The sequence below is a fragment of the Pseudokineococcus sp. 1T1Z-3 genome, from assembly GCF_037482365.1.
Lineage (GTDB): Bacteria > Actinomycetota > Actinomycetes > Actinomycetales > Quadrisphaeraceae > Pseudokineococcus.
The window spans coordinates 93326-114031 of sequence record NZ_JBBHZF010000025.1 but is presented as its reverse complement, the minus strand read 5'-3'; the positions used below and the strand labels follow the sequence as shown (position 1 = coordinate 114031).

At 75.5% G+C, this 20706-nt stretch carries 21 protein-coding genes; 12 read left to right on the top strand and 9 right to left on the bottom strand.

Annotation, left to right across the window (positions count from 1 at the left end):
- The first annotated feature begins 7 nt into the window (after positions 1-7).
- The 4 genes from atpD to WDV86_RS11185 are packed head-to-tail and all read left to right on the top strand — an operon-like array spanning position 8 to position 4205.
- A complete protein-coding gene (gene atpD, locus WDV86_RS11200) occupies positions 8-1471 on the top strand; it encodes a F0F1 ATP synthase subunit beta (protein WP_339567719.1) in 1464 nt (487 codons plus the stop codon).
- A complete protein-coding gene (locus WDV86_RS11195; RefSeq protein ID WP_339567718.1) occupies positions 1471-1755 on the top strand; it encodes a F0F1 ATP synthase subunit epsilon in 285 nt (94 codons plus the stop codon). Before atpD ends, WDV86_RS11195 begins: the two co-directional genes overlap by 1 nt.
- Positions 1756-1771: 16 nt before the next feature.
- Positions 1772-2203 carry a DUF2550 domain-containing protein gene (locus tag WDV86_RS11190; RefSeq protein ID WP_339567717.1) on the top strand — a complete coding sequence of 144 codons (432 nt, stop codon included), beginning with the start codon at positions 1772-1774 and terminating at the stop codon, positions 2201-2203.
- A 28-nt stretch (positions 2204-2231) separates the two neighbouring features.
- The gene (locus WDV86_RS11185; protein ID WP_339567716.1) at positions 2232-4205 is read left to right on the top strand and encodes a M13 family metallopeptidase; all 1974 of its coding nucleotides are present in this window, start codon (positions 2232-2234) and stop codon (positions 4203-4205) included.
- 13 nt (positions 4206-4218) lie between these two features.
- Here the strand turns inward: WDV86_RS11185 and WDV86_RS11180 are convergent, their stop codons facing one another.
- Entirely contained in the window at positions 4219-5082 is an 864-nt protein-coding gene (locus WDV86_RS11180) for an NAD(P)-dependent oxidoreductase (RefSeq protein WP_339567715.1), read from the bottom strand.
- A gap of 159 nt (positions 5083-5241) precedes the next feature.
- Here WDV86_RS11180 and murA point away from each other — a divergent pair, with 159 nt between their 5' ends.
- Complete coding sequence (gene murA, locus WDV86_RS11175) at positions 5242-6537, top strand: UDP-N-acetylglucosamine 1-carboxyvinyltransferase (RefSeq protein WP_339567714.1); 1296 nt, start codon at positions 5242-5244, stop codon at positions 6535-6537.
- A 13-nt stretch (positions 6538-6550) separates the two neighbouring features.
- On the opposite strand, the gene WDV86_RS11170 is transcribed toward murA, so the two are convergent.
- Complete coding sequence (locus tag WDV86_RS11170) at positions 6551-6871, bottom strand: AzlD domain-containing protein (protein ID WP_339567713.1); 321 nt, start codon at positions 6869-6871, stop codon at positions 6551-6553.
- Positions 6868-7596 (bottom strand): AzlC family ABC transporter permease, encoded by a 729-nt coding sequence (locus WDV86_RS11165; RefSeq protein WP_339567712.1) that lies wholly within the window; start codon positions 7594-7596, stop codon positions 6868-6870. Before WDV86_RS11165 ends, WDV86_RS11170 begins: the two co-directional genes overlap by 4 nt.
- A 79-nt stretch (positions 7597-7675) precedes the next feature.
- Here WDV86_RS11165 and WDV86_RS11160 point away from each other — a divergent pair, with 79 nt between their 5' ends.
- On the top strand, positions 7676-8236 hold the full coding sequence (locus WDV86_RS11160) for a helix-turn-helix domain-containing protein (RefSeq protein ID WP_339567711.1): 561 nt from the start codon (positions 7676-7678) through the stop codon (positions 8234-8236).
- 24 nt (positions 8237-8260) lie between these two features.
- Here WDV86_RS11160 and WDV86_RS11155 read toward each other — a convergent pair whose 3' ends face one another.
- Positions 8261-8587 (bottom strand): hypothetical protein, encoded by a 327-nt coding sequence (locus WDV86_RS11155; protein WP_339567710.1) that lies wholly within the window; start codon positions 8585-8587, stop codon positions 8261-8263.
- Positions 8588-8689: 102 nt separating this feature from the next.
- Between WDV86_RS11155 and WDV86_RS11150 the strand changes: the two genes are divergently transcribed.
- The gene (locus WDV86_RS11150) at positions 8690-10546 is read left to right on the top strand and encodes a Na+/H+ antiporter (RefSeq protein ID WP_339567709.1); all 1857 of its coding nucleotides are present in this window, start codon (positions 8690-8692) and stop codon (positions 10544-10546) included.
- A 41-nt stretch (positions 10547-10587) separates the two neighbouring features.
- Here WDV86_RS11150 and nucS read toward each other — a convergent pair whose 3' ends face one another.
- A complete protein-coding gene (gene nucS, locus WDV86_RS11145) occupies positions 10588-11283 on the bottom strand; it encodes an endonuclease NucS (RefSeq protein WP_339567708.1) in 696 nt (231 codons plus the stop codon).
- A 135-nt stretch (positions 11284-11418) separates the two neighbouring features.
- Here nucS and WDV86_RS11140 point away from each other — a divergent pair, with 135 nt between their 5' ends.
- Positions 11419-11769: a hypothetical protein gene (locus tag WDV86_RS11140; protein WP_339567707.1), complete on the top strand. Its 351-nt coding sequence runs from the start codon at positions 11419-11421 to the stop codon at positions 11767-11769.
- A gap of 37 nt (positions 11770-11806) precedes the next feature.
- Here the strand turns inward: WDV86_RS11140 and mce are convergent, their stop codons facing one another.
- Positions 11807-12259 carry a methylmalonyl-CoA epimerase gene (mce, locus tag WDV86_RS11135; protein ID WP_445263048.1) on the bottom strand — a complete coding sequence of 151 codons (453 nt, stop codon included), beginning with the start codon at positions 12257-12259 and terminating at the stop codon, positions 11807-11809.
- 137 nt (positions 12260-12396) lie between these two features.
- On the opposite strand from mce, the gene WDV86_RS11130 reads away from it, so the two are divergent.
- From WDV86_RS11130 to WDV86_RS11115, 4 genes are all read left to right on the top strand, one after another.
- Positions 12397-12762 (top strand): thiamine-binding protein, encoded by a 366-nt coding sequence (locus WDV86_RS11130; protein WP_339567705.1) that lies wholly within the window; start codon positions 12397-12399, stop codon positions 12760-12762.
- A gap of 121 nt (positions 12763-12883) precedes the next feature.
- Positions 12884-13693: a hypothetical protein gene (locus tag WDV86_RS11125; protein WP_339567704.1), complete on the top strand. Its 810-nt coding sequence runs from the start codon at positions 12884-12886 to the stop codon at positions 13691-13693.
- Positions 13690-14760: a hypothetical protein gene (locus WDV86_RS11120; RefSeq protein ID WP_339567703.1), complete on the top strand. Its 1071-nt coding sequence runs from the start codon at positions 13690-13692 to the stop codon at positions 14758-14760. The genes WDV86_RS11125 and WDV86_RS11120 overlap by 4 nt, the downstream gene beginning before the upstream one ends.
- Positions 14761-14997: 237 nt before the next feature.
- Positions 14998-15963 carry a tetratricopeptide repeat protein gene (locus tag WDV86_RS11115; RefSeq protein ID WP_339567702.1) on the top strand — a complete coding sequence of 322 codons (966 nt, stop codon included), beginning with the start codon at positions 14998-15000 and terminating at the stop codon, positions 15961-15963.
- A 247-nt stretch (positions 15964-16210) separates the two neighbouring features.
- Here the strand turns inward: WDV86_RS11115 and glpK are convergent, their stop codons facing one another.
- The 3 genes from glpK to WDV86_RS11100 form a co-directional block, all read right to left on the bottom strand.
- Positions 16211-17749: a glycerol kinase GlpK gene (gene glpK / locus WDV86_RS11110; RefSeq protein WP_339567701.1), complete on the bottom strand. Its 1539-nt coding sequence runs from the start codon at positions 17747-17749 to the stop codon at positions 16211-16213.
- A gap of 51 nt (positions 17750-17800) precedes the next feature.
- Positions 17801-18544 carry an MIP/aquaporin family protein gene (locus tag WDV86_RS11105; protein WP_339567700.1) on the bottom strand — a complete coding sequence of 248 codons (744 nt, stop codon included), beginning with the start codon at positions 18542-18544 and terminating at the stop codon, positions 17801-17803.
- Between the two features lie 187 nt (positions 18545-18731).
- The gene (locus WDV86_RS11100) at positions 18732-20543 is read right to left on the bottom strand and encodes a glycerol-3-phosphate dehydrogenase/oxidase (protein ID WP_339567699.1); all 1812 of its coding nucleotides are present in this window, start codon (positions 20541-20543) and stop codon (positions 18732-18734) included.
- Positions 20544-20706: the final 163 nt, after the last annotated feature.

Genomic DNA, 20706 nt, shown 5'->3' with positions numbered 1-20706 from the left:
GAAGCCCATGACCGCCACCGCCACCGAGCCCCGCACCGAGAGCGGCCAGTCCGCGACCGGGCGCGTCAGCCGCGTCATCGGCCCCGTCGTCGACGTCGAGTTCCCGCCCGACGCGATCCCCGACATCAACAACGCCCTCACGATCACCTACGACCTGCTGGGCACCCAGACCTCCATGACGCTGGAGGTGGCCCAGCACCTCGGGGACGGGCTCGTGCGGGCCATCGCCCTCAAGCCCTCCGACGGGCTCGTGCGCGGCACCGACGTCGTCGACACCGGCAGCCCCATCACGGTGCCGGTGGGCGACGTCACCCTCGGGCACGTCTTCGACGTCACCGGCAACGTCCTCAACCTCGAGGAGGGCGAGCGGCTGGAGATCACGGAGCGGTGGCCCATCCACCGGCAGGCGCCGGCCTTCGACCAGCTCGAGTCCAAGACGCAGATGTTCGAGACGGGCATCAAGTCGATCGACCTGCTCACCCCGTACGTGCAGGGCGGCAAGATCGGCCTGTTCGGCGGCGCGGGCGTCGGCAAGACCGTGCTCATCCAGGAGATGATCCAGCGCGTCGCCCAGAACCACGGCGGCGTCTCCGTCTTCGCCGGGGTGGGGGAGCGCACCCGAGAGGGCAACGACCTCATCGCGGAGATGGCCGAGGCCGGCGTCTTCGACAAGACGGCCCTCGTGTTCGGCCAGATGGACGAGCCGCCGGGCACCCGCCTGCGCGTCGCGCTCTCGGCGCTGACGATGGCCGAGTACTTCCGCGACGTGCAGAACCAGGACGTCCTGCTCTTCATCGACAACATCTTCCGCTTCACCCAGGCCGGCTCGGAGGTCTCGACGCTGCTGGGCCGCATGCCCTCGGCCGTCGGCTACCAGCCCAACCTCGCCGACGAGATGGGCGTCCTGCAGGAGCGCATCACCTCCACGCGCGGCCACTCCATCACCTCGCTGCAGGCGATCTACGTGCCGGCCGACGACTACACCGACCCGGCGCCGGCGACGACGTTCGCCCACCTGGACGCGACGACCGAGCTCTCCCGCGAGATCGCCTCGCGCGGGCTCTACCCCGCGATCGACCCGCTGACGTCGACCTCGCGGATCCTGGACCCGCAGTACATCTCGCGCGAGCACTACGAGACGGCGACGGCGGTCAAGCAGATCCTCCAGCGCAACAAGGAGCTGCAGGACATCATCGCCATCCTCGGTGTGGACGAGCTGTCCGAGGACGACAAGGTGATCGTCAACCGGGCCCGCCGCATCCAGCAGTTCTTGTCCCAGAACACGTACATGGCCGAGAAGTTCACCGGCGTCGTCGGCTCGACCGTGCCGCTGGACGAGACCGTCGAGTCCTTCAAGCGCATCACCGAGGGCAAGTACGACCAGGTCTCCGAGCAGGCCTTCTTCAACGTCGGCGGCATCGAGGACGTCGAGCGCAACTGGGACCGCATCCAGAAGGAGACCGGCGCCTGATGGCCGACCTCCAGGTGGAGCTCGTCTCGGCCGAGCGCCAGGTGTGGGCCGGAGGGGCCCGCCGCGTGCTGGTCCGCACGACCGAGGGCGACCTCGGCGTGCTGCCCGGCCACGAGCCGCTCCTGGCCGTCCTCGTCGACGGCACGGTGGAGATCGCGGGCTCCGAGGGGGACTCCCTCGAGGCCGTGATCGGCGGTGGCTTCCTGTCTGTCGACCACGACACCGTCGTGGTCGTGGCCGAGGACGTCGACGTGCAGGGAGCCCCGGGCTCCACCGGTCGCTGAGACCGGGCCGGCGGCGGTGGACGCAGCCCTCCTCTCCCTGGAGGTCACCGCCGTCCTGCTGGGCCTCCTCGGGCTCGTCGTGCTGCTCTTCCTCGTGAGGCGCCGGGGGCTCACCCGGCGCCTCGGGGCCTTCGACTGCTCCGCCCGCCGCGAGGGCCGGCGGTGGGTCCTCGGGGTCGCCGGCTTCAGGGGCGACCACATGGTCTGGCACCGGGTGTTCGGCGTCGACGTCGGCGCCGGGCGCACGTGGGACCGTCACGCCGTCGAGGTCCTGCGGCGTCGCCGTCCCCAGGGCAGCGAGGCCTTCGCGGTGCTGCCGGACGCCGTCGTCGTCGAGTGCCACCACGACGGCGAGCGGCTGGACCTCGCCATGAGCGAGGAGGCCTACACGGCCTTCGCCTCCTGGCTGGAGAGCGCGCCGCCGGGCTTCCGCGTCGACGTGGCCTGACCACCGGCCCGACGTAGGCTCCTGGACCATGACGAGCACCGACGCGCGCCCCGGCACGAGTGCTGACGCGCGCCCCGGCACGACCACCCTCGCGCGTCCGCAGGACGACCTGTTCCGCGCCGTCAACGGCGAGTGGCTGGAGCACGTGACGATCCCGCCGGACCGGTCGGTGGCCGGCGTCTTCGTCGACCTGCGCGACGACGCGGAGGCGGCGGTCCGCGGCATCTGCGAGGACGCCCGGGACGCCGGCGCGGGCGCCAGCGCGGCCGAGCAGCTCGTGGGTGACCTGTACGCCAGCTTCCTCGACGAGGCCGCCGTCGAGGAGGCCGGGGCCGCGCCGCTCGCCGGTCCGCTGGCACGGGTGTCCGACGTCGGGGACGTCGAGAGCTTCTTCCGCCTGCTCGGCGAGCTCGACCGGGTCGGCTCCGGCGGGCTCTTCTCCCTGTCGGTGCACACCGACCTCGGCGACCCCGACCGGTACCTGCCCTACCTGGGGCAGGGCGGGCTGGGCCTGCCCGACGAGGCCTACTACCGCGAGGAGCAGCACGCCGAGGTGCTGGCCGCCTACACCCCGCACGTCACCGCCATGCTGGGGCTGGCCGGCTGCGACGACCCCGAGGGGCTCGCGGCCACGGTCGTCGCGCTGGAGACCGAGCTGGCGGCCGCGCACTGGGACAGGGTGCGGCGCCGCGACGTCCAGCAGATGTACAACCTGCGCACCGTCGAGGAGCTGCAGGCCCTGGCGCCCGGGATCCCGTGGTCGGCGTGGCTGGAGGGTTTGGGCGCTCCGGCGGGGCTCGTCGACGAGGTCGTCGTCGCCCAGCCCTCCTTCGTCGAGGCGCTCGGCGCCCTCGTGGTGCCGGGGCGCCTGCCGGCCTGGCGGGCCTGGCTCACCTGGCGGGTCGTCCACTCGGCGGGGCCCTACCTCAGCGCCCCCTTCGTCGAGGAGGGCTTCGCCTTCTACGGCCGTCGCCTGTCCGGCGCCGAGGCGATGCGCGACCGGTGGAAGCGCGGCGTCGCCCTCGTCGAGGGCGCGCTGGGCGAGGCCGCGGGCCAGGTGTACGTCGAGCGGCACTTCCCGCCCGAGGCCAAGGCGCAGGTGCAGCTCCTCGTGGACCGCCTGGTGGAGGCCTACGCGCAGGAGATCTCGGGCCTGGCGTGGATGACCCAGGAGACGCGCGACCGGGCGCTGGAGAAGCTGCACCTGTTCACGCCCAAGGTCGGCTACCCCGACGAGTGGAAGAGCTACGAGGGTCTTGTCGTCGAGCGCGACGACCTCGTCGGCAACGTCCGGCGCGCCACGGCGCACGAGACCGACCGCGAGCTCGCCAAGGTGGGGCGCCCCGTGGACACCGGCGAGTGGTTCATGACGCCGCAGACGGTCAACGCCTACTTCAACCCGGGCATGAACGAGATCGTCTTCCCCGCCGCCATCCTCCAGCCGCCCTTCTTCGACCCGGCGGCGGGCGACGCCGCCAACTACGGCGCGATCGGCGCGGTCATCGGGCACGAGATCGGGCACGGCTTCGACGACCAGGGCTCGCGCTTCGACGGGCGGGGCCAGCTGCGGGACTGGTGGACGCCAGCGGACCGGGAGGCCTTCGACGCCCTCACCCAGCGGCTGGTCGCCCAGTACGACGTCCTGGAGCCCGAGCAGACGCCCGGGCGCACGGTCAACGGCGCCCTGACGGTCGGGGAGAACATCGGGGACCTCGGCGGTCTCGGCATCGCGCTCGTCGCGCTGCGCCTGGCCCGTCAGGCCGACGGCGACGACCTCGACGCGGCGCAGGCGCGCGACGCCATGCTCTCGTGGGCCCGGGCCTGGCGGGGCGTCGCGCGGCCGGAGGAGCGCCTGCGGCGGCTGGCGACCGACCCGCACTCGCCGGAGGAGTTCCGCTGCAACCAGGTGGTGAAGAACCTCGACGAGTTCCACACCGCCTTCGCCACCGAGCCCGGCGACGGGATGTGGATGGACCCGGCCGAGCGGGTGCGGATCTGGTGAGCCGAGCCGGCGCTCAGCCGCGCAGGTAGCGCTCCTGGACGGCCGTGTGGTCGTCGTCGCCGTGCTCGGCCGCCACGTCCCGGAAGGCCTGCGAGACGGCCTCCAGCAGCGGCAGCGTGAGACCGGCGTCGGCTGCGGCGGCCGCCGCGTAGTCGAGGTCCTTGACCTGGTTGCGCACGCTGCCGCCGAGCGAGTACTCGCGCCCGACCAGCTTGTCGCGCTTCTGGTCCAGGACGGCGCTGGCGGCCAGGCCGCCCGCCAGCACCCGCGTGACCTGCCCGGGGTCCACCCCCGAGCGGGCGGCGAGCGCCAGGGCCTCGGCGAGCAGGGTCACGGTGCCCGCGACGACCACCTGGTTGCAGAGCTTGGCGACCGAGCCTGCGCCAGGCCCGCCGAGGTGCACGACCGTCGTCCCGAGGACCTCCAGGACGGGCCTGACCCGCTCCATGTCCGGCTCCGTGGCCCCCACCATCAGGCTCAGCGTCGCCTCGCGGGCGCCCTTGTCGCCACCGCTCATGGGGGCGTCGACGACGTGGACCCCGACCGGCTCGCACCGGTCGGCCAGGTCGCGGACGCGGCCGGGAGACGTCGTGCTCATGACGACGAGCGTCGTGCCGCGCCGGCCCCAGGCCGCCAGCACGTCGTCCGTGAGGTGCTCGAGCAGCTGCGGGACGTCGGGCAGGAGCGACAGGACGACGTCGGCGTCGACGTCGGCGACGGTCTCGGCGCGGCGTGCGCCCGCCTCCACCAGCTGGTCGGCCCTCGCCGCCGTGCGGTTCCAGACGGTGAGGTCGACGTCGGCGCGCAGCAGGTTAGCGGCGACCGGTGCGCCCATGGGCCCGAGACCCAGGACGGCGACGCTGCGGCCGGTCAGCACGGCGTCGACCCTAGCCGGGTGGTCCGGGCCGGCGTGGGCACCGCCGGGCGACGGCCGGACGTCCTGTGCCGTGCCGGGCGCTCGTCCAGGTCCCCGTCCGGCGCCCGCCGGGGGGCGGGTCGCCCGCGTCGTGGCGGCGCGGCGCCTACCCTCGCCCGCGTGGACCGCATCCTCGTGACCGGCGGTGCCGCCCTGGAAGGCTCGGTCACCGTCCCCGGGGCCAAGAACAGCGTCCTGAAGCTCATGGCCGCGAGCCTGCTGGCGAGCGGGCCGACCGTGCTCGAGGGCGTGCCCCGCATCCTCGACGTGAGCATCATGGCCGAGCTGCTGCGCCGCCTCGGCGCGGACGTCGAGCACGACGCCGCCGCCCGGACCTGCCGCGTCGACGTGCCCGAGGAGGTCGGGCACGTCGCCGACTACGAGCTCGTGCGCGCGATGCGCGCGTCCATCAGCGTGCTGGGGCCGCTGACGGCGCGCGTGGGTCGCGCCGACGTGGCCGTGCCGGGGGGCGACGCCATCGGCTCGCGCGGGCTCGACCTGCACGTCGAGGGCCTGCGCGCGATGGGCGCGGAGGTCCACGTCGACCACGGGTACCTCGTGACGCAGGCGCCGCCCGGGGGGCTGCGCGGCGCCGAGATCACCCTCGCCTTCCCGAGCGTCGGCGCGACCGAGAACCTGCTCATGGCCGCGACGCTCGCCCGCGGGCAGACGGTGCTGGACAACGTCGCCCGGGAGCCCGAGATCGACGACCTCGTCGACCTGCTCGTGGCCATGGGGGCGCGGGTGCAGGGCCGCGGCGGCGGCCGGCTCGTCGTCGACGGCGTCGACGCGCTCGCGCCCGCGCGGCACGTCGTCGTCCCCGACCGGGTCGTGGCGGGCACGTGGGCGTACGCCGCCGCCATCACCGGCGGGCACGTGGACGTGCGCGGCGGGCGCGTGGAGCACCTGACGATGGCGGTCGCCAAGCTGGAGGCGGCGGGCGCGCGGGTCGAGCCCGTCGAGGGCGGCTTCGTCGTCGAGGGGCCCGCCCGGCCGCGTCCCGTCGACGTCGCGACGCTGCCCTACCCGGGCTTCCCGACCGACCTGCAGCCCTTCGCGCTCGCGCTGGCCGCGGTGGCCGACGGCAGCTGCGTCGTCACCGAGAACCTCTTCGAGGCGCGCTTCCGCTTCGCCCACGAGCTGGAGCGCCTCGGGGCCGACCTCGTCGTCGACGGCCACCACGTGCTCGTGCGCGGCCGTCCGGGGCTCTCGGCCGCACCGGTCGAGGCGAGCGACATCCGCGCCGGCGCAGCGCTCGTCGTCGCGGCGCTGCGCGCCGAGGGGACGACGGAGGTGCACGGCGTCGCGCACGTCGACCGGGGCTACGAGGACGTCGTCGCCTCGCTGCGCGGTCTGGGGGCGGACGTCCGCCGCGAGACCGTCACGGGCACGGAGACGTTCACGGCGCTGGCCTGAGCGTCGTCGGCCGTCAGGGGACGCCGAGCAGCCGCAGGAGCGCGGCGGTCGCGGCGGCGGCGAGGACGACGAGCAGGAGCGGGGCGCGTCGCCAGGCGAGCAGGCCGCCGACGAGCACGCCGGCCGGGCGCGCCGGCCCGACCGGCGTCCCTGCGTCCAGCAGCCCGGCGGTGACGACGAGCACGAGCAGCAGGACGACGGCGGACGCCGTCACGAGCCGCGCGAAGGACGCCGGCAGCGCGACCCGTCGTCGCACCCAGGGGCCGGCGGACCGCAGGGCGTACGTGCCGGCCGCGACGCACAGGACGGTCACGAGCAGGGCGAGGGGGGTCATGGCTGGTCCTGCGCCGCGCACGCCCGGGAGCCCGTGCCGCCCGGCGACGGTGACGTGCGCCGGCCGAGGGCGAGCAGCCCGAGCAGCCCGGCCAGCACCGCCGTGCCGGCCGGTGCGACCAGGGAGAGGGCGAGGGCGACCACGGCGCCGGCGGCGGCGGCCCGGCGCACGGCGGGGTCGGCGCGCAGCGACGGCAGCACGAGCGCGAGGAGCAGCGCGGGGAGGGCGGCGTCGAGCCCGAGGGCCGTGGTGTCCAGGCCGCGGCCGGCGAGCGAGCCGGTGAGCACGCCGAGGTTCCAGGTGACGAAGAGCCCGAGGCCGGCGGCCCAGTACGCGAGGCGGCGCGGGGCACCGCCGGGCTGGGCCAGCGCGAGCGCGGTGCTCTCGTCGACGAGGAGGTGGCGGGCCAGCAGCCGGCGCGGCAGCGACCCGTGGTCGAGGACGTCGGCGAGGGCCATGCCGTAGGGCACGTGCCGGAGGTTGACGACGAGGGCGGCAGCGGCCGCGACGGCGGGCGCCGCGCCGCTGACGAGCAGCCCGGCGAGCAGGAGCTGCGCCGAGCCGGCGAAGACGGCGACCGACATGAGCACCGGCACCCACGCCGGCAGGCCCCCCGCCACGGCGACGGCGCCGAAGGCGACGCCGACGACACCCCCGGCGCAGGCGGCCACGGCGGCGTCGCGCAGGACCGCCGCCGTGGCCTCTGTTCGCCGTGCCGAACGCATGGCCGGTACGGTGGTCGACGACAAAGGCGTTCGTCAAGACGAACGCGACGACCGTCGTGGTGAACACCGAGGAGGGCTCGTGGACGGACGCACGAGCGCACCGCTCGACGTCATCGCCGCCTCGCTGGCGCGCGAGCGCCGCCGCGCAGGGATCAGCCTCACGGAGCTGGCGCGCCGGGCAGGGGTCGCCAAGTCGACGCTCTCCCAGCTGGAGCAGGGGGCGGGCAACCCGGGCGTGGAGACGCTGTGGGCGCTGAGCACCGCGCTCGAGGTGCCGTTGACGCGGCTGCTGGAGGCGCAGGCGCCGCAGGTGCACGTCGTCCGGGCGGGGGAGGGCCTCGTCCTGGCCGCCGAGGCCTCGGACTACCTCGCGACGCTGCTGGCGCCCTGCCCGCCGGGGGCTCGCCGCGACGTCTACCGCGTCGTCGCCGAGCCGGGCCGCGCGCAGGTCTCCGCCCCGCACCTGCCCGACGTGCGCGAGCACGTCGTCCTCGCCGCCGGCCGCGCCCGGGTCGGGCCGGCCGAGCGACCCGTCGAGCTGGCCCCGGGCGACTACGTCACCTATCCCGGCGACGCCCGGCACGTCTTCGAGGCGCTGTCGCCAGGGACCAGCGCCGTGCTCGTCTCCGAGCACGTCTGAGGGTCCGTGGGCGAGCGCCCGACCTCAGGCGCTGCGGCGCAGGATGTCTCGCGCGACGTGCTCGTCCCGGGGGAAGACGAGGACGCGTGGGCCGTCGGTCGTCGGGGCGAGCGTGGCGCGCAGCCCCTCGGCCTCCAGGCGGGCGCGCAGCGCCTCGGCCTCGACGAAGGTGGTCGGCTCGGCGACGGGCACGAGCAGGCCGTAGTCGCCCTCCCCGCCCGCGCGGGCGCGGCCGGGCACGAGGGAGTGCCCACGGCTCCAGCCCCAGCGCAGCAGCAGCGCGATGACGGCGACGGCGACCAGGGCGACGAGGGGTCCGAAGAGGATCGAGTAGCTCCCCCAGCCCGGCATCCCCGAAGTGTGCTCCTCCGTGCGCCGGTGTGGTCGACCGGCCCCGGTCCCACCGCGGCGGGCACCTCGTCGCACGGGGCGAGGCCGGGGCACGATGCGCCCGTGCAGACCGCGTTCGTGCTCGTCGTCATCGCCGTCACCGTGGTCGCCGTCGAGGTCGCGGTCCGACGCCTGGGCGGGTCGACGCCGCTCGTGCTCGTCGTCCTGGGGGTCGTGGCCTCCTTCCTGCCGTTCGTGCCGCCGGTCGTGCTCGACCCCGAGCTCGTCCTCGTGGGTCTGCTCCCGCCGCTGCTGTACGCCTCGGCGCTGCAGACCTCGCTCGGGGACCTCAAGCACAACCTGCGGGCCATCTCGCTGCTGTCCGTGGGTCTCGTCGTCGTCACGGCGCTCGTCGTCGGGGTCGTCGTCAGCGCGCTGCTCGGCGTCCCGCTCGCGGTGGGGGTGGCCCTCGGCGCCGTCGTGGCCCCGCCGGACGCCGTGGCCGCCACCGCCGTGGCCCGGCGCGTCGGGCTGCCGCGCCGGCTCGTGACGGTCCTGGAGGGAGAGAGCCTCGTCAACGACGCGACGGCGCTGGTGCTGCTGCGGACGGCGCTCGTCGCCGTGGCGGGGACCGTCTCGGCCGTCGAGGTCGCCGGCAGCTTCCTGCTCGCGGCCGGCGGTGGGGTGCTCGTCGGGGTGGTGGTCGCGGCCGCCGCGGGGCGGCTCCGGCGGCGCCTCGACGACGCCGTCCTGGACACGACGCTCTCCTTCGCGGCGCCCTTCGTCGCCTACCTGCCGGCCGAGCAGGTCGGTGCCTCGGGCGTGCTCGCCGTCGTCGTCACGGGGCTCCTGCTGGGGCACCGCTCGGCGGTGCAGCAGACGGCGCGCTCGCGCATCGCCGAGCGGCTCACCTGGCGCACGGTGCAGTTCGTCCTCGAGGGCGGCGTCTTCCTCCTCATCGGGCTGCAGGCGGCCGACGTCGTGGCCGGCGCCGTCGAGAGCGAGCTCGGGCTGGGCCGGGCGCTCCTCGTGTGCGGCGTCGTGCTCGCCGTCGTGGTCCTGCTGCGCCTCGGGTACGTCGCCGTCGTGCTGCGGCTGGCGCGGCTGGCGGGAGGGCGCGGCGAGGTGCCGCCCTGGCGCGTCGTCGCGGTCATCGGCTGGGCGGGGATGCGGGGCGTGGTGACGCTGGCCGCCGCGGTGTCGCTGCCGACGAGCACGCCGCTGCGGGAGGTGCTCGTGCTCGCGGCGCTCACGGTCGTCGGCGGCACGCTGCTGCTGCAGGGCACGACCCTGCCGGCGCTCGTGCGGCTCGTGCGGCTGCCCGCGCCGGACCCGGGGGAGGACGTGCTCGCGCACGCCGCGCTGCTGGAGCGCACCCGGGACGCCGCCGAGCGGCGGCTGGAGGAGGTCCGCGGCGAGGGCGACCCCCAGGAGGTCGTCGACGCTCTGCACGACCGGCTGCGCCGTCGGCGTGACCGCGCGTGGGAGCGGCTCGGGCGCGGCGGCGACCTGCGCGGGCCGGGGCAGGCGTGGGTCCGGCTGCGGCTGGAGATGCTCGACGCCGAGCGCGCCGAGGTGCTGCGGGTGCGCGACGAGGGGCGGGTGCCCGACGACGTCCTGCGTGCCGTCCTGGCCGAGCTCGACGTCGAGGAGTCCATCCTCGACGCGACCGACGAGGACTCCTCCCAGCGGACCCGGGCGCTGCGCTCGCCGCGCGAGGGTGGCTGCGAGCACCTGGACTCCGCGCCGGTGTCGGACGGCGACGTGGGGGCGGACGCCTGCGAGGGCTGCGTGGCGCTCGGCGAGGCGCGCTGGGAGCACCTGCGGCAGTGCCTGTCCTGCGGCTACGTCGGCTGCTGCGACTCCTCGCCGCACCGGCACGCGAGCGCGCACGCCCGAGGTGAGGAGCACCCCGTCGTCCGCAGCGCGGAGCCCGGCGAGGCGTGGCGCTGGTGCTTCGTCGACCGGCTCGTCGGGTAGGTCCCGGAGAGGGGCCAGGAGGTCCGGGGTCGTCGCCTGGGTCAGAAGAGGCGGGTGGTGGGGTCGTCGACGCCGCGCATCGCCTCGTAGTCCAGGACGACGCAGCGGATGCCGCGGTCGGTGGCCAGCACCCGCGCCTGCGGCTTGATCTCCTGGGCCGCGAAGACGCCGGCGACGGGCGCGAGGTGCGGGTCCCGGTTCATCAGCTCGAGGTAGCGGGTGAGCTGCTCGACCCCGTCGATGTCGCCGCGCCGCTTGATCTCGACGGCGACGCTGCCGCCGACGGCGTCGCGGCACAGGATGTCGACGGGGCCGATGGGCGTCGGGTGCTCGCGCCGGACGAGGGCGTAGCCGCTGCCGAGGTGCTCGATCTGCTCGGCGAGCAGGCGCTGCAGGTGGGCCTCGACGCCGTCCTTGACCAGGCCCGGGTCGACGCCGAGGTCGACGCTCGTGTCCGAGAGCACCTCGTGGACGGAGACGACGAGGACGTCGTCGCTCTTGGTGCTCGCGACGCGCCACGTCTGGGTGGCGCCGGCCTCGGCGGCGGGACCCTCGGCCGGCGTCGTCAGCAGGGTGCACGGCGGGCTCATCCAGTTGAGCGGCTTGTAGGAGCCGCCGTCGGAGTGCACCAGGACGCTGCCGTCGGCCTTGACCATGAGCAGGCGGGTCGCGAGGGGCAGGTGGGCGGTCAGACGTCCCGCGTAGTCCACGGAGCACCGAGCGACGACGAGCCTCACGGGCGGCGACCCTAGCTGCCGTCGGTGCTGGTGCTCGCCGTGCCGGCCCAGGGCGTGGCCGGCTGGGGGCGTCGCCGGCTGGGGGCGTGGCCGGCTGGGGGCGTGGTGCGGGGCCGGCGCGGGCACGATGGGGGCGTGCCCCGCAGCAACCGCCCCCGCCGCGGAGGCAGACCCCTGCCTCGCGCGCCCCGCGGGGGCGGCGGCCCCTCCGGCGACGGCGCCCGCCCGCTCGGCGCTGGCCTGCGCAGGGTCGAGGACCACGGCGACGGCGAGTGGGTCGTCCAGGTGGTGACGGGCCACGGCCCGGCGGCGGCGGAGGGCCGTTCCTACCGGTGCCCGGGCTGCGACCAGCTGGTGCCAGCCGGCAGCCCTCATGTCGTGGCGTGGCCCGCGGACGGGCTGCTGGGCTCCGAGGCCGCGCTCGCCGACCGCCGGCACTGGCACCGCCCCTGCTGGGAGCGCCGAGCCGTCCGCCGACCTCGCTGAGCGGCCCAGCCCCGAGCCGTCCCAGCCCTGTGCCGTCTCAGCCTCGTGCAGGAGCGGGCTCGACGAGCTCGACGAGGACACCGCCCGCGTCGGCGGGGTGGACGAAGTTGACGCGGCTGCCCGCCGTGCCGCGCCGCCCACGCTCGTACAGCAGTCGCAGGCCCCGCCCGCGCAGCACCTGTGCGGCGGCGTCGACGTCGGCGACGCGGTAGGCGACCTGCTGCAGCCCCGGCCCGCGGCGGTCCAGGAAGCGGGCGACCGGCGAGCCCTCGTCCAGCGGCGCGAGCAGCTGCACCAGGGCGCCGCCGCGGGTGGGGTCCCCGACGGCGAGCATGGCCTCGCGCACGCCCTGCTCCGCGTTGGTCTCCTCGTGCACGAGCGTCATCCCGAGCTGCTGCGTGTGGAAGGCGACCGCGTCGTCGAGGTCGGGGACCGCCACCCCGACGTGGTCCAGGCCCAGCAGCAGCGACTCGTCGCCGACCCCGCCCAGTGCGCCGGCTCTCGATAGGGCTGGGCCCTCGAGGTCACCGCTCACGCCCGCGAACCTAGGGGGACCGGGTGCGAGCAGGTGACGCCCAGGTCACGGGCATGTCACGAGGCCGTCACGGGGCAGGTACGGTGGCGCTCGTGCTGGTGGCCTTCTCCGTCGCGCCCTCGGGGGTCGGCGACTCCGTCTCGGCGGCGGTGGCCGACGCCGTGCAGGTCGTCCGCGACAGCGGGCTGCCGCACCGCACCGACAGCATGTTCACCACGCTCGAGGGCAGCTGGGACGAGGTCATGGACGTCGTCCGCCGCGCCACCGAGGCCGTCGGGCGCCACGGCGACCGGGTCTCGCTCGTCCTCAAGGCCGACCTGCGGACCGGCGCGGCCGCGGGTCGCGCGGGCGAGATGCAGGCCAAGCTCGACCGGCTCGAGGACGCCCTCGGCCGGGCCGGCTCGGCCGCCGCCGGCCGCCCGACCGACGTCCTCGCCAGCACGACCGACGAGTCCTGACCCGTCGCGCCCGTCGGCGCCCGAGGCGTCCGCACGTCCACCGCGCGCGGCCCGGCGGCCTCAGCCGGCAGCACCGACCCCGACCCGCAGGCCGCACCGCGCGCCGACGAGAGGACCACCCGTGCCCGAGACCGACCTCCGCGCCGCCCCGCCCGTGCGCTCGGCCCGCCGTCGCGCCGTGGCGGGCTGGGTGGCGCTGGCCCTGCTCGCCGCCGTGGGGCTGGCCGCGGTGGGGCTCGGCGTCGCCCAGCGGACGGTGTGGCTCCCCGACGACGAGGTGAGCGCCACCGCGACCACCACCACGGGCGGCGACGCACCGGCCCGGCTCGTCGTGACGGCGCCGGGCGTCCTGGAGACCCGGCCCGGCCCGGTCACGGTGACGGCGACGTCCCCCGACGGCGGCCCCGTCGTCCTCGTCCTCGGCCGCGAGGTGGACGTCCAGGCGTGGACCGCCGACGTGCCGACCGCCGTCGTCGGCGGGCTGACGAGCGAGACGACGCTCGGCGTCGACCCGCCGGCTGCCGCGGCCGCGCAGGTGGACCTGACCGACGTCGCCGGCTCCGACCTCTGGACCCGCGTCGAGACGGGGGAGGGCACCGCGACGATGCAGCTGGACGTGCCCGAGGGGCGCTGGCTCGTCCTCGCCGCGGCCGACGGCGAGGGCGCCGCCCCCGAGGAGATCACCCTCACCTGGCCGCAGGAGGTCGTGACGCCCTACGCCACCCCGCTGCTCGTCGGCGGCGGCACCGCGCTGCTGCTCGCGCTGGCCCTCGCCGTCGTCCACGCCCGCACCTCGCGCACGCGCCGTCACCGTGCGCTGGAGCAGGCCCGCGACGAGGCCCCCGGACCGGCCTCGGGACCTCAGGAGCCGACGAGCCCGGACGCCCGCGACGACACCCGGCCGACCAGGGCCGTGGAGGAGAGCCGATGAGCCACCGCATGTTCGCCAGCCGCCGCGCCGGCGCCGCCGGCGCGGGCCTGGCCCTCGCCGTCGTGCTCGCCGGCTGCGCCGAGCAGCCGCTGCCCGCGCCCGCGCCGCAGGAGGTCGCCGGCGCCGCACCGGCCGTCACGGCCGAGCGGGCGGCCCAGGTCCACGCGGCCGTCGCCGCCGACGCCGCGGAGGCCGACGCCGCCCGGGACGTCGCTCTCCTCGAGCCGCGGGTCACGGGCGCGGCCGCTGAGCTGCGCGAGGCCCGGTACCGGCTGCAAGAGCTGCTGGAGGAGGCGCCTGGGCCGACGCCCCTGGACGGGGAGGTCCTGCTCGACGTCGTCCCCGCCGTCGGCGTGCCCGGGGCCGAGCAGGGGCAGGCGCCCGCACGCGCCGTGCCGCCCGCCGAGGCCGCGGCGACCTTCCCTCGCACCTGGATGGGCGTGACGCAGGTTCCCGGGGCTGCTCCCCAGCTCGTCGTGCTCGTGCAGGACGACGCGCGCAGCCCCTACCGCGCCGTCGCGACGACGTCCTTGCTGCCGGGTGCCGAGCTGCCGCAGACCCTGGCGCCCGAGGTCGGCGCCCCGCTGCTGGCCCCTGACGCGCAGGGACTGGCGCTCGCCCCGGAGGAGGCGCTCTCGCAGTACGCCGCAGCGCTGGAGGACCCGGACGCGGCCGAGGCGGCGCGCTTCGGCGACGACGCCTTCCGTGAGGCCGTCCTCGCCGAGCGCGCGGCCGCCGAGGCCGTCGACTTCTTCGCGGTCGAGACGAGCCGCGGGGTCCGCCCGGGCTCCGTCACGGCGGTGCCGACGGCCGACGGCGGAGCGCTCGTCGTCGGCGTCATGGACAGCGAGGTCGTCCAGCAGGTCGAGGAGGCGGGCGCCGTCCTGACGCTCTCCGAGGCGGTCGCGGCCCTCGCGGGGACGGAGGACGCCGAGGAGCGTGTCGCGTCGCGGTACCTCGAGGTCGTCGCGCTCGCCGTCCCGCCGGCACCCGAGGAGGGCGCCGAGCCGGGGCCGGTGCAGGTGGTGGGCGCCGACCGTGTCCTCGTCGAGGCGGAGGCGAGCTAGCTCCCTGCGCCGTGCCGCGGTGCCTCGTGCCGTGGCAGCATCTCCGCGGCCGGCGCGCGTGCCGAGGCGGTGCGCAGCGCACGGGCGCCGTCGGTCGGGCCGGCGACGAGCCCGACGGCTGGTCGAGGCGAGAAGGCCCGGACCGACGAGCCCAGACGACCAAGCCCAGACGACCAAGCCCGACGACCAAGCCCGACGACCAAGCCCAGACGAGCAGCCCCGACAGGAGAGCACCGCATGAGCCAGCGCAGCGCCGGACCGGGAGGCCCCGCGGGTACCGGAGGTCTCAACCTACGAGGAGCCGTCGACCTGTCCGGGCTCGGTCGCCCGCAGCCGACCGCGGCGCCGCCCGCTCCGGCGGCCGGCGGCGGTGACGGCACCCCGGGCCTCGTCGTCACGGTGACCGAGGAGTCCTTCCAGGGCGTCGTCGAGCAGTCGACGAGCGTGCCGGTCGTCATCGCGCTGTCGTCGTCGCGGGCCACGGGCGCCGAGCAGCTCACGGCGACGCTGCGGCGGCTGGTGCAGGAGGACGCCGGGCAGTGGCTGCTGGGCGAGGTGGACGCCGACGCGAGCCCTCGCATCGCCGCTGCCTTCCAGGTGCAGACGGTGCCCTCGGTGCTCGCCGTCGTCGCCGGCCAGCCCGTGCCGCTGTTCCAGGGCGTGCTGCCCGAGGACCAGGTGCGCCAGTACCTCGACGCGCTGCTGGACCTGGCCCAGCGTCAGGGCGTCACCGGGCGGCTCGAGGTCGGTGCGCAGGAGGGGCAGCCCGAGGAGGCCGTCGAGCCGCCGCTGCCCCCGCTGCACCAGGAGGCCTTCGACGCCATCGAGCGCGACGACCTCGACGCCGCGGCCGACGCCTACCGCCGCGCGCTCGCCGAGGCCCCGGCCGACGAGGACGCCCGCGTCGGCCTGGCCCAGGTCGAGCTGCTGCGTCGCTCCCGCGGGGCCGACCTCGACGCTGCCCGTGCGGCGGCGGCCGCCGACCCGGCCGACGTCGACGCCGCGATGCTCGTCGCGGACCTCGACCTGCTGGGCGGGCACGTCGACGACGCCTTCGCCCGCCTCGTCGCGGCCGTCCGAGCGACGTCGGGCGAGGAGCGCGAGCAGGTCCGGGTCCGTCTCGTCGAGCTCTTCGAGGTCGTCGGCCCCACCGACCCGCGCGTCCTGCGCGCCCGTCGCGCCCTCGCCAGCGCCCTCTTCTGACGCCCCACCTCTCGCGACGTCCGGCCCACTCGCGATGTGCGACCTTGACGCGGAGTCCTGCGGCGGCTGACCCCGCGACAAGGCCACACATCGCGGGGGGAGTCCGCGACAAGGTCGCACATCGCGGGGGAGCGAGGGGTGGGACGGGCCGAACGCCCGGCTCCTCGGGTGAGGGGCCGGGCGTCCGACGGCGGGCGTTCGGGCTGCAGGTGTCAGCTGACCGCCGCCCGTGGACGGCGTGCAGGCGTCAGAGGACGTCCTCGTCGACCCAGTCGAAGGTCTTCGTGACGGCCTTCTTCCACAGCCGCAGGACGCGCTCGCGCTCGGCCTCGTCCATCTGCGGCTCCCAGCGCCTGCCCTCGGCCCAGTTCTTGCGGACCTCGTCGAGGTCGGACCAGAAGCCGACGGCGAGCCCCGCGGCGTAGGCGGCACCCAGCGCCGTCGTCTCCGCAACCTGCGGGCGCACGACGGGGACGCCGAGGACGTCGGCCTGGAACTGCATGAGCAGGTCGTTGACGACCATGCCGCCGTCCACGCGCAGCTCCTCCAGCGGGACGCCGGAGTCGGCGTTGGCCGCGTCGAGCACCTCCCGCGTCTGGAAGGCCGTGGCCTCCAGCGCCGCTCGCGCGATGTGCGCCTTCGTGACGTACCGCGTGAGGCCGACGACGGCGCCGCGCGCGTCGCCCCGCCAGTACGGCGCGAAGAGCCCGGAGAAGGCGGGGACGACGTACACGCCGCCGTTGTCCTCCACGCTCGCCGCGAGCGTCTCCACCTCGGGCGCCGAGCCGATGAGGCCGAGGTTGTCGCGCAGCCACTGCACGAGCGAGCCCGTGACGGCGATCGAGCCCTCCAGCGCGTACACCGGCTTGGCGTCGCCGATCTGGTAGCCGACCGTCGTGAGCAGGCCGTTGTCGCTGCGCACCAGCTCCTCTCCCGTCGTGACGATGAGGAAGTTGCCGGTGCCGTAGGTGTTCTTGGCCTCGCCGGGGGAGAAGGCGGTCTGCCCGAAGGTCGCCGCCTGCTGGTCGCCGAGGATGCCGGCGATCGGCGTCTCCCGCAGCAGGCTGGACCCCTCGACCTTGCCGTACACCTCGCTGCTGGAGCGGATCTCGGGCAGCATCGAGCGGGGGATGTCCATGGCGGCGAGGACGTCGTCGTCCCAGGACAGCGTCGCGAGGTCCATGAACAGGGTCCGGCTGGCGTTGGTGACGTCGGTGGCGTGCAGCCCCCCGTCCGTGCCCCCGGTGAGGTTCCACAGCAGCCAGGAGTCCGTCGTGCCGAACATGAGCTCGCCCGCCTCGGCGCGCTCGCGGGCGCCCTCGACGTTCTCCAGGACCCACATGATCTTGGTGCCGGCGAAGTAGGGGTTGAGCGGCAGCCCGCAGACCTCGCGGAAGCGGTCGACGCCGCCGTCGGCCGCGAGCCGGTCGACGATGGGCTGCGTCCGCACGTCCTGCCAGACGATGGCGTTGTAGACCGGCTCGCCGGTGGTCCTGTCCCACACCACCGTCGTCTCGCGCTGGTTGGTGATGCCGACGGCGGCGACGTCGTGCCGGGTGATGTCGGCGCGCGAGAGGGCCTGGCCGATGACCTCGCGCGTGTTGCGCCAGATCTCCGCCGGGTCGTGCTCGACCCAGCCGGCCCGCGGGAAGATCTGCTCGTGCTCCAGCTGGCCCGTCGAGACGATGGAGCCGGAGTGGTCGAAGACGATGGCCCTCGTGCTGGTCGTGCCCTGGTCGATGGCGACGACGTAGCGGGCGCTGCTGGCGGAGGTGTTCTCGCTCATGGGACTTCGGTGTCCTTCCTCGGGGTGGGGTCGGGTGCGGGCAGGCGGCGGTCAGGCGGCGGCCACCGGCATGACGTAGAAGACGAGACCGGCGAGCGCACCACCGACCACCGGGCCGACGACCGGGACCCACGAGTAGCCCCAGTCGGAGGAGCGCTTGCCCCTGATGGGCAGCAGGGCGTGGGCGATGCGCGGGCCGAGGTCACGGGCGGGGTTGATGGCGTAGCCCGTGGGCCCGCCGAGCGAGGCGCCGATGCCGACGACGAGCAGCGCCACGGCGAGCGGGCCGAGCCCGGCGGGCGTGTTGCCGAACATGAGGATGACGAAGACGAGCACGAAGGTCCCGATGACCTCGGTCAGGACGTTCCAGCCGTAGGAGCGGACCTCCGGGCCGGTCGAGAAGACGCCGAGCTTGGCGCCGGCGTCGTCGGTGATGTCGAAGTGCTTCTTGTAGGCGAGGTACATGACGACCGCGCCGAGGAAGCCGCCGACGAGCTCGGCGCCGAAGTACACGAGGGTGTTGAGGAGGGTTGCCGGGACGCCAGGTGCGTACTCGTTGCCCGAGACGAGCAGGCCGACCGTCACGGCCGGGTTCAGGTGGGCGCCGGAGGCGAAGGCGACGTAGACGCCGGCGAAGACGGCGAGGCCCCACCCGAAGGTGATGAGCAACCAGCCGCCGCCGAAGCCCTTGGACCTCGTGAGCAGGACGTTGGCGACGACGCCGCAGCCCAGCAGGGTGAGCGTGGCGGTCCCGAGGACCTCGGACAGGACGATGTCGAGCAGGGACGGTGGCATGCAGGGCTCCTCGTGACGGCGTTGTCGGAAGCGGTGGTGGTGCAGGTGGTCGGGCGGTGCGCCGGTCGACCAGGTGGGTCGGCCCGGTCTCCAGACAGGGGCAGGTGGTGGGGCGGTCAGGAAGGGTGGTCAGGGCGAGGCCGCGGCAGCGGCACCGGAAGGCGCCGCTGCCGCTCGCGGACGTCGGTCAGGCGGCGGTGGCCGACGTCACGGGGACGTCGGGCCGGATGTCCGGGGCCTCCAGCCGCCGGCGCTCGGCGGCGGCGTCGTCGTCCTCGACCTCGGCGGCCCGCTCGGCCTCGACCCGGGCGAGGTAGGAGGAGACCTCCTCCTCGACGCGGGCGGCGTCCCAGCCGAGGGCGCCGGCCATGAGGTCGGCGACGGCGCGGGCGCTCGCGGTGCCGCGGTCGGCCTGCTCGTAGGACAGCCGGGTGCGCCGGGTGAGCACGTCCTCGACGTGCAGCGCCCCCTCGTGCGTCGCGGCGTACAGCGCCTCGGCGCGCAGGTAGTGCGGGGCGCCCTCCAGCGGCTGGCCGAGAGAGGGGTCGGCGTCGACGAGGGCGAGCAGCTCGTCGACCTGCCCGCCGAAGCGGTGCAGGAGGTGCTCGACCCGCTCGACGCTCCAGCCGCGCTCGGCCGCGAGGCGGTGACGCTGCGCCCAGCGGACGCCGTAGCCCTCGGCCCCCGCCAGCGGCAGGGAGGCCGTCAGGGAGGGGCCGGCCGGCCGGTCGCCCGGTGCCACGTCGGCGAGGGCGGCGTCGACGACGTCGCGGGCCATCACCCGGTACGTCGTGTACTTGCCGCCGGCGACGACCGTCAGGCCCGGGCGCAGCGTCGCGACGGTGTGCTCGCGGCTGACCTTGGTCGTGGTCGTCGGGTCGCCGCCGCCCTTGCCGCCCTTCTCCGCCCCCTTCTCGCCCGGCAGCGCACCCTTGGCCGTGGGCTGCAGCAGCGGCCGCAGGCCGGTGTAGACGCCGAGGATGTCCTCCCGCCCGAGCGGCCGGGTGAGGACGGCGTTGGCGTGGTCGAGCAGGTAGTCGATGTCCTCGGCGGTGGCCACGGGGTGGTCCTTCGTGAGGTCCCAGGGGGTGTCGGTGGTGCCGATCACCCAGTGCGTCTCCCACGGGATGACGAACAGGACGCTCTTCTCGGTGCGCAGGATCAGCCCGGACTCGCCGTCGACGGCGTCCTTCGGGACGACGATGTGCACGCCCTTGGACGCGTTGACCTCCAGGCCACGCGTGCGGAACAGCTCCTGGATCTCGTCGGTCCACACCCCGGTCGCCCCGATGACGTGCCGGGCGCGGACGGCGATCTCGCGGCCGGTCTCCAGGTCGACGGCGCGGACGCCGACGACCCGGCCGCCCTCCTCCAGGTAGCCGACGACCTGCGTGCGCGAGGCGGCCAGCGCCCCGTGGCCGACGGCCGTGCGGACGACGACGTGCACGAGGCGCGCGTCGTCGACCTTGGCGTCCCAGTACTGGATGGCGCCGACGGCGGCGTCGCGGCGCAGGCCCCGGAACCTGCGGTGCAGGCCCCCGCGCAGCAGGTGCTTGTGCAGCGGCACGGTGCGCCGGCCAGCGGCGCCGCCGCGGCCGACGAGCCCGGCCATCGTGTCGTACAGCGCGATGCCGGCGCCGATGTAGAAGCGCTGCCACTGCTTCTCGAGCGGGAAGAGGAAGGGCACCGGGTGCACGAGGTGCGGCGCGAGGGAGTCCACGAGCAGCCCCCGCTCGCGCAGCGCCTCGTGGACCAGGTGGAAGTCGAGCATCTCCAGGTACCGCAGCCCGCCGTGGATGAGCTTGCTGGCGCGGCTGGAGGTGCCGGCGGCCCAGTCGCGACGCTCGAGGACGCCCACGGAGAGCCCACGGCTCGCGGCGTCCAGGGCGGCCCCGGCTCCGGTGATGCCACCTCCGACGACGAGCACGTCGAGCTCCTCGGTGGCCATCCGCTCCAGCGCCTCGGTGCGGCTGGCGGCGGACAAGGCGGTGCTGCTCATGGCGGCTGCCTCCTGCGCAGACCTCCGTCGGCCCGCAGTCGACCGGGGAGCGCGCCCCTGTGGCGTCCTCGTCCGGTGCGTCGACTGTGGCCTCAGGCGCTCGTCGTGACCACCGTGTGCACGGACGTGCACACTGGCCAGGTCGCCGCCCGACCGGGCAGGT